This is a genomic window from Spirosoma aureum (genome assembly GCF_011604685.1).
GTDB classification, from domain to species: domain Bacteria; phylum Bacteroidota; class Bacteroidia; order Cytophagales; family Spirosomataceae; genus Spirosoma; species Spirosoma aureum.
Window position 1 is genome coordinate 1,498,236 of the sequence record NZ_CP050063.1, and the last position, 13,843, is coordinate 1,512,078.

Genomic DNA, 13,843 nt, shown 5'->3' on the forward strand with positions numbered 1-13,843 from the left:
CCAATAACGCGGGCGATTCGAATCGCCCGCGTTATCTATCAGTTAGTCCAGCACATTTTTCAATTGTTTGGCTTGCTTTTTATGTTTCTCGTCGTCGTCTAAAAGCTTTCTGGCAAAGGTTTTAACAGCATCATTAGGAGCATGATCGCGGAGATCGTCGGCAGAATCGAGCGCATCATCGTTTAAGCTGATCATGTTTTCGAGGTATTGTAAATCGAATTCAGTACCAGCTTTCATACCGGTTAGTTTACCTAAATGACCATTACTTTTGTCGGAGAGCCCGGTCGGCAACGTAACGTTCATTTGTTTGGCAAGCGATTGTAAGGTTTTGTCGTCTTGCTGGTGATCGTTCATGACCTGTTGTGCATACGCTTTCACTTCGGGATTGGTGGCTTTTTTGAGCGCAACCTTGCTCAGTTCGAATTCGGTCAGGCTGCTATTGGCCAGCTCGACCATATTTTTACTGACGCCTTTCGCTTCTTCTTTCGCGTCATTGCTGACCGCGATAGCCTGTTTGTCGATTTTGTCATTGTTGATTTTCTCGGCTTTTTCTGTGTTGTCGCTGCCTGATGAGCATCCATACGTGAGCATGAGGCCGACGAGTACTATTGCGAGTGAGGTAGTGGGTTTCATGGTGTTGGTTCGGTTTTGCTGTTTTTAGGCTTTCGCTTTGAGCCGTCGCCTGGAGTCGTGCTACGGTTTGTTTGCGCATATTAGTAACTGTGGCACGGCTCCAGGCGACGGCTCAAAGCGAAAGTCGTGGTTTTATGACAACTCACTTTCAGGGCTCTTGTTTTTAGGGAGCTTGCAGCAACGTCAGCCAGGCATCTTTAACGTTGTTTTCCGCCAGCAACTGTTTCGCTCGCAGATGCAATAAATCCGGTAAATATTGACAACCGTAGCGTGCTTCATCAATTAACTCCTTCAATTGGTCTGACGCTCCGAATGCGCTTACTTCGTCGGCAGTTGGCAGGGCTATTGAACTGCCTAATTTGCCCAGATCGTTGCCCGACAGAATCGTACTATTCCGGATAGAATGAGGAATCTGATCGATACCAATACCGATTTTAGGCCGGGCTACTTCAAAGAGTGCGTCGCCATGAGCTCGGGCGTACCAATCGCCCCCCATACGGCCAATCAGGTCAAGGCGATGAGGGTCAATGGCACCGGCTTCATTGAAAATCGTGTCGTGAATGTGCGCCATTACGACCTCACAAATGACCAGATAGCCTGCGCCGGGAGTCTCATGAGCGGGCCGTTCATTCGTTGGAATAAGCTGCCGGACTATACACTCGAATGCTGCTGGTGACTCGGCAACCCTGGGTGGGCGAACCTGATCGGAGGGAATCGCCGTAAAGCCCGCTTTGTCGAATTCATTGATACCACGCTCAAACTCCGCACTAGCCAATGACACCTGCTCGACCATGGCGTAGTTGACGATGTTGATGACTACTTCGCCAACTTCTTCCAGATTCAGGAGCGTATGTTTTTTGTGGCCATGCCGATTGATACTTGGGGCAAAAACCAGTGTGGGTGGGTTATAACCAAATACGTTGAAGAAACTGAACGGACTAAGATTAACCTGGCCTTTAGCATCGATAGTGCTGGCAAAAGCAATTGGGCGCGGGCCAATCGTGCCGATCATGTACCGATAGAATTCGCTGGGTTGCAGGTCGGCCGGATTTATGGTTTTAATCATTTCGGGAAATGAATGGTAGGTCAATTAAACTACTCCTGTTTTGGGCTAATCGTTCCTGACACTTCGCCCAAATCAACCCGAATCCCATCCGAAAGGCCCCATCCCCGTAAAATCAGGTTGTCGCCATCCTCTAAAAATGTACGTGTCGTTTGAGTTGACAAATGAAGAGGCCGCGTACCATTCCAGCTGAGTTCGAGCAGAGAGCCGTATGAACCGGGTGTAGAGCCAGAAATGGTGCCCGTAGCCAGCACATCACCAATGTTAAGGTTGCATCCACCCACCGTATGATGAGCAATCATTTGCGCAAAACTCCAATACAGATTCCGGGCGTTTGTGCGGCTAATCACAACATCGTCGCCAGTCGCTGTGCGTAAAATGACTTCTAATTCCAGGTCAAAGTGGGCAGCTTTTGCACAACGCAGATAGGAGAGGGGTATTGGTTCCTGCTGGATGCCCGGAACACGAAAGGGTTCCAGTTCGTCGAGCGGAACAACCCAGGCAGATAGGCTCGATGCAAAATTTTTCCCAAGGAAAGGCCCTAGCGGCTGGTATTCCCAACGCTGAATGTCACGGGCCGACCAGTCATTAAAAAGCGTTAGGCCGAAAATGTAATCTTCAGCATCATCGACTGCGATCGAATTACCTAGTGCATTGTTTTTGCCGATAATAAGCCCCAGTTCAAGCTCAAAGTCCAAAGCTTTTGATGGGCCAAAAAGGGGCTGATTATCAGGCCCTAAGTACTGTCCATTTGGCCGCTGAATAGGCGTGCCGGATACCACAATAGAGGAGGCTCGCCCGTGATACGCCACAGGTAAGTGCCGGTAGTTGGGCAGTAGAGGTTCGGCATTAGGCCGGAACATACGACCGACGTTTTCGGCGTGGTGAATGCCCGCATAAAAATCCGTGTAGTCGCCAATACGCACGGGCAAATGCATCCTGGCCCGCGATTCGTCAATGAAAACCTGCTCGTGAACGTCTTTGAAAGCAGCGTTTTCATCACTTAACAACTCAATCAGGCGTTGTCGAATAAGCCGATGTCTTGGTTTTCCTAAAGCAATAAACTCATTCAGAGCCGGTTGAGCGAAAACTGCCGGATCAATAGCCAGGTCGTTAAAATAGCCCAACAGTCCGACTACTTCTAGGTCAAGAATTCGGCCGCCGAGTTTTAATCCCACGCGGGGCGATGCAATGTCGTAACTGAAAATGCCGTACATCTTGTCTGAGCCAATTTTCAGGTCGTTTTCTATAAATAATCTCGCTAACTAATCAGGAGATTATTCCAGATTTTACTCACTGATGTTGCTATAAATTGAATCCATGATCCGAACGAAATGCTGATAATCGTCGTCGCTCAGGTCGCCCCAGCCTTTTCGTCGCATGGCCGACACAACGGGCAGCACCTCGCTGTATTTGGCTTCACCGGCTTCGGTTAAATAAACCAGAAACTTACGTCGGTCGTTATCGGCCATGCGTCGTTCAGTCAGACCCTTTTGCGAGAGTAGGTCAATGATTCGGGTAACGGTTGGGGCGTCTTTGGTTGTCATTTCCGAGATCGTGTTCTGACTGATGCCGGGATTACGATAGAGATGGTCAATGACGACCCATTGGTCCACCGTCAGTTCAAATCCAGCGTCATTAAATTGTTTCTGGAGCGCATTCCGGATTTTCTTGATGGTGGTGTCAATTTTAAAAAAGTAGGCCCGGTTATCGGAGGGATGCGTCATCGGCAACTGTCATTGGTTAAAAATGATCCTTACAGAATCCACGGTAAGGATGTCCTGATAACGCGAAGCTAATGACAATAACGTTAACTGACTAATAACCCTTCCAGCGTCGCTTCGATTTCAGGAACTGAATGATACAGTTGCTCGTAGGAGTCGATAACAAAATACTGCATCTGGAAGTGGTCGATGATGTATGGTGTCCGGAGTAACGTATCAACATGGTAGGGCAGCCGCTTCGGTTCACTGCTATACAGGCTATAAGTCGTTTCGCCGACAGACGATAGTATACCGCCACCATAAATCCGAAGGCCGTCCGTTTCCTGTATCAAACCAAATTCGACAGTATACCAATACAATCGGGAAATCATGTCAATCGCTTCTTCATGATCGACAAACCGGAGTGCAATACGGCTCAATGCGGCCAGAAAATCGCAGAAGGCCTGATTTGACAGCATCGGAACATGGCCGAACGTGTCGTGAAACATATCCGGTTCGGGCAGATACTCCAGTTGATCACGCCGACGCAGCCAGGTGGTTGCCGGAAAGTTTCGATTCGCCATCAACTCAAAAAACGTGCGGTTTGGAATTAAGCCCTCTACGGCACAAACCCGCCAACCTGTCAGCTGTTGCAATCTTGGATTTAAATCCCGCTCGAAATCAGGTATCCGGTCTGCCCGAAAACCCGTTGCCGAAATACCATCCAGATAAGCCTGACTGGCTTTGCCCGGTAACTGCGCCATCTGACGCTCGAACAACAGCTGCCATACAGCCTGATCGTCGGGAGTATATTGTGAATAGGTCTGGAACATGGTGAAAGAGTGAATGAGTGAAAGAGTGAAACGCTGGTGTCGGCATTGGTCGCTCATTCACCCTTTCACTCTTTCACAATTATTATAATGTTCCCCGCAAGGACTGTTCGCGCTCGATGGCTTCAAACAACGCTTTAAAATTGCCCTTTCCGAATGATCGGGCTCCTTTCCGCTGAATGATCTCAAAGAATAATGTAGGACGGGGACAGACTGGCTTCGTGAATATCTGGAGCAAATAACCCTCGTCATCTCGGTCAACCAGAATTCCCAACGATCGTAACCGGTCAATTTCTTCGTCGATAGGGCCAACCCGATCGGCTAAATGGTCGTAGTAGGCATCGGGAACGGTCAGGAATTCAACTCCCCGGTCGTGTAGCGCCATGACGGTCTCAACAATGTTGTCGGTTGCTACGGCTATATGCTGAATACCCGGTCCGCCATAAAAATCCAGATACTCCTCAATCTGGGACTTCTTCTTGCCTTCGGCGGGTTCATTGATCGGGAATTTTACGCGCCCGTTGCCATTGCTCATGACCTTGCTCATGAGGGCCGTGTAATCCGTTGAAATGTCTTTGTCATCGAACGAAACAAGTTGCTGAAAGCCCATTACATCATGGTAAAAGCTCATCCAGACATTCATTTCATTCCAGCCGACGTTCCCGACCATATGGTCTACGTAGTTTAATCCTAAGCTGGTGGGGCGATAATCAGGAATCCATGATTCATAACCAGGCAGAAATACGCCTTTATAGTCATTTCGTTCCACGAACACATGTACCGTGTCGCCATAGGCATGAATCCCCGACCGCACCACGTAGCCATGAGCATCCTGTTCGCGGGTTGGCTCCATAAACGCTCTGGCCCCCCGCTGAACGGTTGCTTGGAAAGCACTGGTCGCATCATCGACCCATAAGGCAACCACACGAACGCCATCGCCGTGTTGGTCCAGATGTGTTCCTATTGGGGTATTGCCGTGCAAAGGAGATGTTAGGACAAGCCGGATTTTATCCTGTTGCAATACAAAGGATTCCCGATCTTTTAGACCCGTTGATAGCCCTGCATGGGCAACTGGCTGAAAGCCGAACGCTGTCTGAAAATAGTGTGCAGACTGCCGTGCGTTGCCAACATATAACTCGATATAATCGGTCCCGTTGAGTGGCAGAAAATCGGTTATTTGAGGTTCTAGAGTTTCTACTGCTTCCATTGTCTTTGTTGATTGATGTGTATTGCCGGCGGTGTGGCTACAGGTCCAGCCATGATTTATAATACTTTCCGTCATCAAGTTTCATCGCCTGTTCGGTGAGCATCAGCGGGCGAAATGTGTCGACCATAACGGCGTATTCCTGCGTTTCTTTCTTACCGATGCTGCGTTCCATGGCTCCTGGAGCCGGCCCGTGTGGAATCCCTCCCGGATGAAGCGTAATGTGACCCGGTGCGATGTCGTTGCGCGACATAAAATCGCCGTCTACGTAATAAATGACTTCGTCGGAGTCAATATTTGAGTGGTTGTAGGGGGCAGGAACAGCCTTTGGGTGATAATCGTATAGACGCGGCACGAACGAACAAACCACAAACGAATCGGTCTGAAAGGTTTGATGCACAGGTGGTGGCTGGTGTACACGGCCCGTTATGGGTTCAAAATTTAAAATCGAAAAGCTATACGGAAAGTTATAACCATCCCACCCCACCACATCGAATGGATGGCTGGCGTACACCAGCGAGTGGAGCGAACCTTGTTTTTTGATTTTTATCAGAAAATCACCAGTTTCGTCATGTGTTTCCAGGCTGACTGGCCGAACGATATCACGCTCGCAGAAAGGCGAATGCTCGAGCAACTGCCCGAATTGGTTTCGGTATCGTTTAGGCGTATAAATCGGCGAATGAGATTCAACATACAGCAGCCTGGGCTGGTGCTGCTCAAGATCAGTTGTATCAAATTCGATCTGGTAAATTGTTCCGCGCGGAATAACCAGGTAGTCACCGTATTGGAATGTGATTGAACCAAATAGAGTCCGGAGTTTCCCCGATCCCCGATGCACGAACAGCATTTCGTCAGAATCGGCGTTTTTGTAGAAGTAATCTGTCATTGATTGCCGGGGCGCTGCCAGCCCGAAAATCAGGCCATTATTGATCAATAAGGGCACCCGGCTATCCAGAAAATCATTAGCGGGTTCAATCGCAAAGCCAACCAATTTGCGCGACAGCATATTTTTCCCTACTGCAACTTTTGGGGTAACATCGATGCTGTCGAGCATTTCACGAACCATCGTTGGCCGATGAACGTGGTACAACAGTGACGACATTCCCTCGAAACCTATCGTACCGAACAACTGCTCGTAATAAAAACCTGAAGAACTTCCAGACGGAGCAGTTTTCTCAAACTGCGTGTGCCGTTTAGAGGGAATCTGGCCGAGCGTATGATAGAATGGCATAGGGTCTGGCAAACCTGCTGCACTCGGCTGATAACTGGTCAGCCGAGTGCAGCAGGTCGTTTGTTTATTGATGAAAAATATACTTGTTAAGGCAATTATTGTTTTGCATACAATTATAACGCAAAGAATCTAAAATTGTATGTTATTGAGAAATAATTTCCTTAAAAAATGATTTGGCGGATAAAAACAGCTATTAAGCAGTTAAAATTTTGGAGCGCCTTCCCTAAGAGAGTGAATTATGGGTCGGACTGTGCGAACTTTCCATAAACTCAGAGGATCATTGCCTGTAAGTCGTCGGAGGGAAGGGGCAAGTTTGAAGGATAGCAGGTTTCATTCAAATTGCCCACACTGTCTTCAGTGAATTTGGAGACACGCAACTCTTTACGACCAGGAAGAAAAATCCTAAAGCCTATGAAGAGCATTTAAAATGGCCTAAAGGATAATGGTATAGCTTGTTTTAAGCTCAGTAACAACTGTAGAGAGTTTTCTTTTTTGTAAATTTTATCCACATCAAAGGAGGAATAGGTGTGGATAATCTGTTTTGCACTAGCCATTGATGGTGTGTTGACAAAACAGTGATATTATCATCGGGAGATCAATGTAAAACTATATACAAATAGATGCCGATCCGCAAAAATTGGAGCAAGATATCGCTACTGTATAAGAGCCGGCTATAACAGACACAGAAAGGGATATTCAACCAAAGGACCGAGCTTTGTATCAAATAAAAAAGCACTTACAATTTTTACGTTGTAAGTGCTTGATTTTCAGTGGTGGGAGTTGAGGGATTCGAACCCCCGACCCTCTGCTTGTAAGGCAGAAGTAATGCCTTTATTAGTAGTACTCCCTATCTCCCTTTCTTATGCAAATATAGCGCATACGTGTTAATTAAGCCGTTTTATTCTTTTCTTTATTTATCGTTGTTTCGTTTTATTGATTAGATTTGTGTATCAAATTGTGTATCAAACCCGAAATAACCCCCGACCCTCTGCCTGGTGCTAAAAGGGTCTATACGTCATGGCCAAAGCTCCTAAGGAATCCAGACCTACCGCTGCCGTTGTGCTGGACACCCGGCGGCAAAAACTGGACGGCACCTATCCGCTTCGTCTTCGGGTCACTTACCAGCGGGAACGAAAGTATTATAGTATCAAGCTGACTGATTTAACCCAGACTGAATGGGATAAACTAAGCGGGGAGCGGTTACGTGATGATAAACTCCGTGAAATCCGGGACAAGATCAAGACCTACGAGAGCGATGCGGATTCGGTCTTAAAGGATATGGACCGGTTTACGTTCGCCCGGTTTGAAAAGCTTTATTTCGATGATCACACCACGGACGCCAGCCAGAAAGCGCAGGACGTGTATCATGCCTTTGAGGAGCAGATCAAAAGACTTAGCCAGCAGGGGAGTGCCTCAACGGCTTCGATCTATCAGACGACGCTGAACTCTCTGAAAGCGTTCAAACCCCGCCTGCGCTTTGAGGAAATCACGCCCACGTTTCTGGAAAAGTATGACGACTATCTGACCTCTCGGGGTAAGTCGGTGACGACGGTGAGTATCTACCTGCGCAATATCCGAACCATGGTCAATGCGGCCAAGGCAAAAGGTCTCATCGCAGCCAATGAATATCCTTTTGGTAAGAACCGGTACGAGGTTCCTGCGGCCCGAAATGTCAAGAAAGCCCTGACGTTGGCTGAGATCGAGAAGATCTATCACTATCAGACCGAAACGGGTAGCATAGCGGATAGGGCGAAAGACTTCTGGTTTTTCTCCTACCTCTGCAATGGCATCAATGTAAAGGATATCTGCCGCCTGCGCTGGAAGGATATTGATGGGGACCGGGTAAGCTTCATTCGGGCAAAAACCGCCCGTACCAAGCGTCGGAATCAAAAAGCAGTCGTTGTTATTCTGACCGATGTGGCCCGTGCTATTCTGGATAAGTGGGCGAATAAGCAACAGACGCCTGACGGCTATGTTTTTCCTATACTGCCAGCGGATGTTACGCCACAGCGGGAACGGGAACTCGTGCAGTATCTGACGCGCTCAATCAATAAGTATGTGGGACGTATCGCCATAGAATTAGGCATTGACAAGCCTGTTACTACTTATACGGCCCGGCATTCATTCAGCACCGTATTGAAGCGTTCCGGGGCTCCAATTGAGTTCATTAGTGAAAGCCTGGGGCATCACGATCTACGAACAACAGAGAACTATCTGGATAGCTTTGAGGATGACGTGAAACGGCAATACGCGAATAATCTCCTAAACTTTAAATCTTAATTTATAATGTCTTCGATCAATAACAGAGGGAGTTATATAGCAGAGCTAATACATGAATTAACGAATATAGACATAGATAGCTCAAATATAGATAGATACGGGCACTTCGTAGATGAATCAAATACAAATATTATAGCTATAAGGGCTAGTCGTTATTCATCTAGAATAGATGGCATTGAGGCTTATGATTACTATATTAATAATATTGTAGAACAGGTTCTAACCGAATTAGCGTTTATCTCATTCGAGGAGTGTCAGCGCTTCTTAAAACGTCTTGCACTAATTTCAGAGAAATTTTCTAAAGCATGGACTCTTTATTTTGAGCATCTCCATTTCTTCTATGAGGGTAATTTCTCTGCTCAAAATTTTGAACTTAACTTCTTTCACCTTTTCAATATTCCCATAAATAATAAAGGGTTAGGTGGCGTAAATTTTTTTAATCTAAAAACTACTGATGATTTCTGGTCTGACTTGCATGATGCTTTAATGTATAAGGAAGGAGCACTTCTTCATATCACTGAAGATCTTAAAGCAATTTTTGATATTCCTAATTCTACTAATGTAACAGACGAGGATCGAAAACAAAAGGATTTAGATGTATCCAGAAGTGATGGAGTGCTAGAAGCATTTTTTGAATCCACATCAAAATACAAAAAGATAATGGAACTGCTGGTTCAGCATAAGTATTGCCATCCCCTCACTTATATATGGAGTGACACAGCGACGGGCAGTAAAGGATATTTGGCTGCACTAATTAAATCTTTGCGCTTACAAGGATACTATATTAAAACACCGACACACGAAGAAATTCAAAAAATAGCTCAAAACACATTTAGGTACCCAATTAGCTTAGAAACTATTAAAAAAGCGAATCCTGAGGACTTTGATTTGACTTTCATCCCGCCAGCATCTACTGTTGAATAATACCCTCATTACCCAATTTACACTTGTGTAATTGGGTAATGAAATTTTTGTTTTATCCATTTTTTCTCTAATTTCTTTGTGTCCGAACTTATATAAAGCCGGACTATGAATGACATACTTCTTTCGCCAGTTAGATTAGGTGAGTGTCTTAGCCCCCTATTAACTGGACAGATTTTCTGAAAAGGTTGTGTTATAAACTACTTGTGCTTCCTCCCATTTTTGCTGAGGTGTTATAAAGCCAATGGAACGGTGAAGCCGACAGTAGTTGTAATGGAAAAAATAACGCTTCAACATTTCTTTCGCTTCATAGTAGCTAGCAAATTCATTGCGTTCAATCACATCATGCTCCAAAATGCTGTGGAAGGCTTCAATATAGGAATTCTCCTCCGGCGTGGCAATGTGGGTAAATTCCTGCTTGACCTCTGAACTTTTCAAAAAGTTACGTACTGAATGGGCAATGAACTGGCTACCGTTATCATTGCGTAGAATGACACCTTTCAGTTCATGGTTTTGGTTTACGCGTCGAAGCAGGTTGATCAGATCAAGTTGGCGAATACTACCCTGGAAGACCCAGTCTAAAATTTTGCGGGTATAAACATCCATAACACTCAATAAATAGCGGCCCGCCGCAGCGGTAGTTCCGCCGTTCGCCCTGCACCCAGACGTATTTAATATCCCAGCATAGGTATTCTAATGGCTTAGTAGCTTCGATCCGTTTGAACTTAACAAACTCCCGCTTGCCCATCGTCGGATAGATCATCCTGCCTAAGAGCAAATTATGCTCCTGCATGAGCCGGTATACCGCGCGGCGGCCGCCTTTTTCTTATTGATCAGATATTCTTTTTTCAGCTCATAGGTGATGTATTCGTAGCCCAGCGCATTGAATTCAACATTTAGTAATTGCCGGATACTCAGCACTACTTGTTGATTATCAACCCACGATCCATCCAACTTCATGGTCATCCGGCTAGGTCGTGCCCCAGGCCTGCCTGATTGGGGTTGGTAATAATATACACTGCGAGGCAGGTCAAGCCACTGACATAACAGGGTACGATTAACGCGTGTCTCAAACTGTTTCATCAGGGCTAGCTTCTCCTGGATTGAATAGGTGTTTTTTTTAGCAGCTCACTTTTAATCTCCAATTCCAAAGCTTGCTTAGCCACAATCCGCTTCAAACGTTCATTCTCTTCTTCGAGTGCTCGAAGCTGGGGATCGATACGTGTATAGGAGTCCTTGAGTCCTTCTTTGCCTTTGCTTAAATATTTCAATCGCCACTTACGCAGTAAGGAAGGGGATAAATTGTACTTGCGACACGTCTCGGCGTGGCCGTCACGGATGGCTTCTTGAACGATAGAATAGCGGTCCTCGGGAGTAAAACTTCGCCTTATTTTGCTCATGATTTCTGAATGTAGTAGGACTAAACTGGTTTTACAATTTTGTCCAGCCATTCAGGGGGTTAAGACAATACCAAGTATCAGCAGGTTGTTGAGCGTATCCGGGCCGAGTCGGACAAGACAAAACGTGACCTGGACAAAGCCACCTTACCCGCCATTACGCCCAGTGGTGATTTCGAGTACCGGTCTGCCAGTAAGCTTAAACCCAATGGACACAGCGGGTTAATTCAGTTTGACATTGACCTCAAAGACAACCCGCACATCCGCAACTACGCTGACCTGAAGGCTCAGATTGCTAAACTACCCTTTGTGGCCTACTGCGGGCTCTCTGTGTCAGGTACGGGCTACTGGGGCCTGGTACCCATTGCTTTCCCGGAGCGGCATGGCCAGCACTTTGATGCCTTGAAGCGGGTGTTTGCCCATTACAAAATCAATCTGGATGACAAGCCTCGTAACGTGGCCAGTCTGCGTGGGTACTCCTATGACCCAGCCGGGTATTTCTCTAGTCAGGTGATGTTGTTTGAACTCTATGATGAGCCCAAGCCTCAACCCGCCCGTAGTTTTGATTACAGCCGGTTTCAGGATCAGGATGATTCGGCCCTAATAAGTCGTATTGTTCGCTACGCCGAATCCGCCAGTGAGGGTAACCGACATGCTACACTGTTCAGTGCTTCCCGGTTGGCGGGAGGGTATATAGCCGCTGGACGACTGGACGAACAAACCGTGGTATATGCCCTGGAGACCATCGCCAGTGAGTGGCCCATGCATAGTAAGTCGCAGAAAACAATTCGGGATGGTATCCGCTATGGACAAACCGCACCAATCTATCCGGAAGAACGCACCATCCCACTAACAATACATAAAAAAACGTGCACTCCACCTGCCTACAAAACCTACAAAAGGACTCCACCACCCCGCCCCCGGCTCAGATTCAACCCGGAAGAGGGCGAACTATTAGACGTGGTGATTCCCGACAGCTCGCCCTGGGATGACCACAAGCGAGGTGAAGGAACAAGTACGTACAGTCTGGTCGATAGTCCCAACCGGGAGGAGTTTGCCCGCCTGCTGAGCATTGCCCCTGATCAATTACCCCTGTATCAATTCAATTCAAAATCAACTCAAGCATGATACCCACCCATACCGACGAGAAATACGAATACTATCTGGATTACTTCCAGGGCACACCCGTAAAGATCCTGCGCGATCGCCAAACGGGTGAGATCCTCTTCGACGCCGGCAGTGTGGCCGAATGCTTAGGTTATAAATCCACCCAGGCTATGATGAGTGATAACCGGGTACTGGATACGATCTATGAGCACATGCAGCAAACTGGCGTGTCTCCTTTACGAAAAGTTTAACCTATCCTGCTATGCAAATCAATATAGACCCGGCCGACGATGCGCCCGGACCTCAGCCGATCATCGACCCTATGATTAAGCGCTTTGCGACCAAACTACACGAACTGACCTGGGAGCTGGTTCAGGAAACGGAACACTACGCGCTAAACCGGCCACAGATCGATCAATTGATTGATTCGCTAAAAACCTTTCGAGCCGTACTGGTTTTTGCTGAGGATCTGGAACGACTCGATGCCATGCTACGCATGACGTTCCCCGGCGATTATTATGGTGAGCAGGAGAATGTGGTGGGCATGCTCACCGACTATTCCCTGAGCGGCTGTAATTAACCTACCCAGGGTGTATCAAATCCCTGAAGGGGTGCTTACCACGAATCGCTGCCCTGTTTTGTCTGTGTACGTGCAAAACTCCATAGGGGGATTCTGTCGTCTTCATATGATAGAAAATGGGGATGTGCATAGGCTATCGCAATACACCCCACAGAGTTGATGTGGGAGGGGTATGGTAAATCGCTAAAAGCAAGCTTACCACGAATCGCTTGTCCAGTGTTTCACACTTGCTGCCATAATTAGCATAGGGGGGCTATGCTGTTTTCATATGATAAAAGGATAGTTTGTTTAGTTAGACTCAGCCGGGTTTATTCCTTCCGCTAATCGTAGGCAAATGGCAAAAAGATACGGTTCTGTGAAGGCATGGACAGCACAGTATTTTAACGATCAGGGAGGATACACCTTGTATTTTAAGGTCGGGTCAATCCGATACGTACTCACCACGGTATCAGCTCCTATAGCATATGGATTCTGAATGTGGCTAATTTTAAGCAGGGTACTATTGGGATCTATATACCATTTTAAGTAGCCCAGCGAGTCATACTCAACCGTGACTGTGCTGCGGACATTATCCCCAAAATAGGACTGTTTTGCAGTTTCTTTAAATTTCGACTGGAGGGTATCATTCTTATAAAAAGCGACATAACTCAGCGAATGCTCCCCATTGGGATCCAGATCAGTCAATCGAACCATCTGTTGGGTGTAGCCAAGGCTTTGAGGGGTTATGATACTGTGGGGCGTGGTTGTATTGACCCATTCCCAGTAGCCATAAGAGCCAGCATATAAGGAATAAGGATCAACCGGGTGATGACAAGCTGGCAATAAACTCAGCAGTGTACCAAACCCCAGGCGGACAAATTGACGATGAATCGCTTTCATACTCGTACAATCTAG

General features: G+C 46.8%; 15 protein-coding genes and 1 tRNA gene. 5 read left to right on the forward strand and 11 right to left on the reverse strand.

Annotated features, from left to right (window positions below):
• Positions 1-42 precede the first annotated feature (42 nt).
• From G8759_RS06065 to G8759_RS06100, 8 genes are all read right to left on the reverse strand, one after another.
• Positions 43-633, reverse strand: coding sequence for a DUF4142 domain-containing protein (locus tag G8759_RS06065; protein WP_167206152.1), 591 nt, complete (start codon positions 631-633; stop codon positions 43-45).
• 163 nt (positions 634-796) lie between these two features.
• Positions 797-1,696 carry a flavin reductase family protein gene (locus G8759_RS06070; RefSeq protein ID WP_167218751.1) on the reverse strand — a complete coding sequence of 300 codons (900 nt, stop codon included), beginning with the start codon at positions 1,694-1,696 and terminating at the stop codon, positions 797-799.
• A gap of 32 nt (positions 1,697-1,728) precedes the next feature.
• Complete coding sequence (fahA, locus tag G8759_RS06075; RefSeq protein WP_167206154.1) at positions 1,729-2,913, reverse strand: fumarylacetoacetase; 1,185 nt, start codon at positions 2,911-2,913, stop codon at positions 1,729-1,731.
• A 72-nt stretch (positions 2,914-2,985) separates the two neighbouring features.
• Positions 2,986-3,423, reverse strand: a complete 438-nt coding sequence (locus tag G8759_RS06080) for a MarR family winged helix-turn-helix transcriptional regulator (RefSeq protein ID WP_162385555.1) — start codon at positions 3,421-3,423, stop codon at positions 2,986-2,988.
• Positions 3,424-3,506: 83 nt separating this feature from the next.
• The gene (phhA, locus tag G8759_RS06085) at positions 3,507-4,232 is read right to left on the reverse strand and encodes a phenylalanine 4-monooxygenase (protein WP_232074148.1); all 726 of its coding nucleotides are present in this window, start codon (positions 4,230-4,232) and stop codon (positions 3,507-3,509) included.
• 82 nt (positions 4,233-4,314) lie between these two features.
• Positions 4,315-5,436, reverse strand: coding sequence for a 4-hydroxyphenylpyruvate dioxygenase (hppD, locus tag G8759_RS06090; protein ID WP_167206159.1), 1,122 nt, complete (start codon positions 5,434-5,436; stop codon positions 4,315-4,317).
• A gap of 37 nt (positions 5,437-5,473) precedes the next feature.
• Positions 5,474-6,664 (reverse strand): homogentisate 1,2-dioxygenase, encoded by a 1,191-nt coding sequence (locus G8759_RS06095; protein ID WP_167206160.1) that lies wholly within the window; start codon positions 6,662-6,664, stop codon positions 5,474-5,476.
• Between the two features lie 771 nt (positions 6,665-7,435).
• Positions 7,436-7,512 (reverse strand) — tRNA-Val (locus G8759_RS06100).
• 169 nt (positions 7,513-7,681) lie between these two features.
• Here G8759_RS06100 and G8759_RS06105 point away from each other — a divergent pair.
• Together G8759_RS06105 and G8759_RS06110 are read left to right on the forward strand one after the other, a co-directional pair.
• Positions 7,682-8,944 carry a site-specific integrase gene (locus G8759_RS06105; RefSeq protein ID WP_167206163.1) on the forward strand — a complete coding sequence of 421 codons (1,263 nt, stop codon included), beginning with the start codon at positions 7,682-7,684 and terminating at the stop codon, positions 8,942-8,944.
• A gap of 6 nt (positions 8,945-8,950) precedes the next feature.
• Positions 8,951-9,868, forward strand: coding sequence for a hypothetical protein (locus tag G8759_RS06110; RefSeq protein WP_167206165.1), 918 nt, complete (start codon positions 8,951-8,953; stop codon positions 9,866-9,868).
• Between the two features lie 159 nt (positions 9,869-10,027).
• On the opposite strand, the gene G8759_RS06115 is transcribed toward G8759_RS06110, so the two are convergent.
• Positions 10,028-10,471 (reverse strand): integrase core domain-containing protein, encoded by a 444-nt coding sequence (locus G8759_RS06115; protein WP_167206167.1) that lies wholly within the window; start codon positions 10,469-10,471, stop codon positions 10,028-10,030.
• A gap of 482 nt (positions 10,472-10,953) precedes the next feature.
• Positions 10,954-11,265, reverse strand: a complete 312-nt coding sequence (locus tag G8759_RS06120; protein WP_167206169.1) for a transposase — start codon at positions 11,263-11,265, stop codon at positions 10,954-10,956.
• A gap of 153 nt (positions 11,266-11,418) precedes the next feature.
• Between G8759_RS06120 and G8759_RS06125 the strand changes: the two genes are divergently transcribed.
• Genes G8759_RS06125 through G8759_RS06135 form a run of 3 tightly spaced genes read left to right on the forward strand, consistent with a single transcriptional unit; the run spans position 11,419 to position 12,949 of the window.
• On the forward strand, positions 11,419-12,390 hold the full coding sequence (locus G8759_RS06125; RefSeq protein WP_232074298.1) for a BT4734/BF3469 family protein: 972 nt from the start codon (positions 11,419-11,421) through the stop codon (positions 12,388-12,390).
• Positions 12,387-12,620 carry a hypothetical protein gene (locus G8759_RS06130; RefSeq protein ID WP_167206171.1) on the forward strand — a complete coding sequence of 78 codons (234 nt, stop codon included), beginning with the start codon at positions 12,387-12,389 and terminating at the stop codon, positions 12,618-12,620. Before G8759_RS06125 ends, G8759_RS06130 begins: the two co-directional genes overlap by 4 nt.
• Positions 12,621-12,631: 11 nt before the next feature.
• A complete protein-coding gene (locus tag G8759_RS06135) occupies positions 12,632-12,949 on the forward strand; it encodes a hypothetical protein (protein WP_167206173.1) in 318 nt (105 codons plus the stop codon).
• Positions 12,950-13,336: 387 nt separating this feature from the next.
• Here the strand turns inward: G8759_RS06135 and G8759_RS06140 are convergent, their stop codons facing one another.
• Positions 13,337-13,828 (reverse strand): hypothetical protein, encoded by a 492-nt coding sequence (locus G8759_RS06140; protein WP_167206175.1) that lies wholly within the window; start codon positions 13,826-13,828, stop codon positions 13,337-13,339.
• Between the last annotated feature and the right edge of the window lie 15 nt (positions 13,829-13,843).

Coding starts and splice junctions, on each gene's coding strand:
- fahA (WP_167206154.1), bottom strand. CDS start 2,913: ATGTACGGCATTTTCAGTTACGACATTGCATCGCCCCGCGTGGGATTA.
- G8759_RS06095 (WP_167206160.1), bottom strand. CDS start 6,664: ATGCCATTCTATCATACGCTCGGCCAGATTCCCTCTAAACGGCACACG.
- G8759_RS06105 (WP_167206163.1), top strand. CDS start 7,682: ATGGCCAAAGCTCCTAAGGAATCCAGACCTACCGCTGCCGTTGTGCTG.
- G8759_RS06065 (WP_167206152.1), bottom strand. CDS start 633: ATGAAACCCACTACCTCACTCGCAATAGTACTCGTCGGCCTCATGCTC.
- G8759_RS06080 (WP_162385555.1), bottom strand. CDS start 3,423: ATGACGCATCCCTCCGATAACCGGGCCTACTTTTTTAAAATTGACACC.
- G8759_RS06130 (WP_167206171.1), top strand. CDS start 12,387: ATGATACCCACCCATACCGACGAGAAATACGAATACTATCTGGATTAC.
- G8759_RS06120 (WP_167206169.1), bottom strand. CDS start 11,265: ATGAGCAAAATAAGGCGAAGTTTTACTCCCGAGGACCGCTATTCTATC.
- hppD (WP_167206159.1), bottom strand. CDS start 5,436: ATGGAAGCAGTAGAAACTCTAGAACCTCAAATAACCGATTTTCTGCCA.
- G8759_RS06110 (WP_167206165.1), top strand. CDS start 8,951: ATGTCTTCGATCAATAACAGAGGGAGTTATATAGCAGAGCTAATACAT.
- G8759_RS06135 (WP_167206173.1), top strand. CDS start 12,632: ATGCAAATCAATATAGACCCGGCCGACGATGCGCCCGGACCTCAGCCG.
- G8759_RS06115 (WP_167206167.1), bottom strand. CDS start 10,471: ATGGATGTTTATACCCGCAAAATTTTAGACTGGGTCTTCCAGGGTAGT.
- G8759_RS06140 (WP_167206175.1), bottom strand. CDS start 13,828: ATGAAAGCGATTCATCGTCAATTTGTCCGCCTGGGGTTTGGTACACTG.
- phhA (WP_232074148.1), bottom strand. CDS start 4,232: ATGTTCCAGACCTATTCACAATATACTCCCGACGATCAGGCTGTATGG.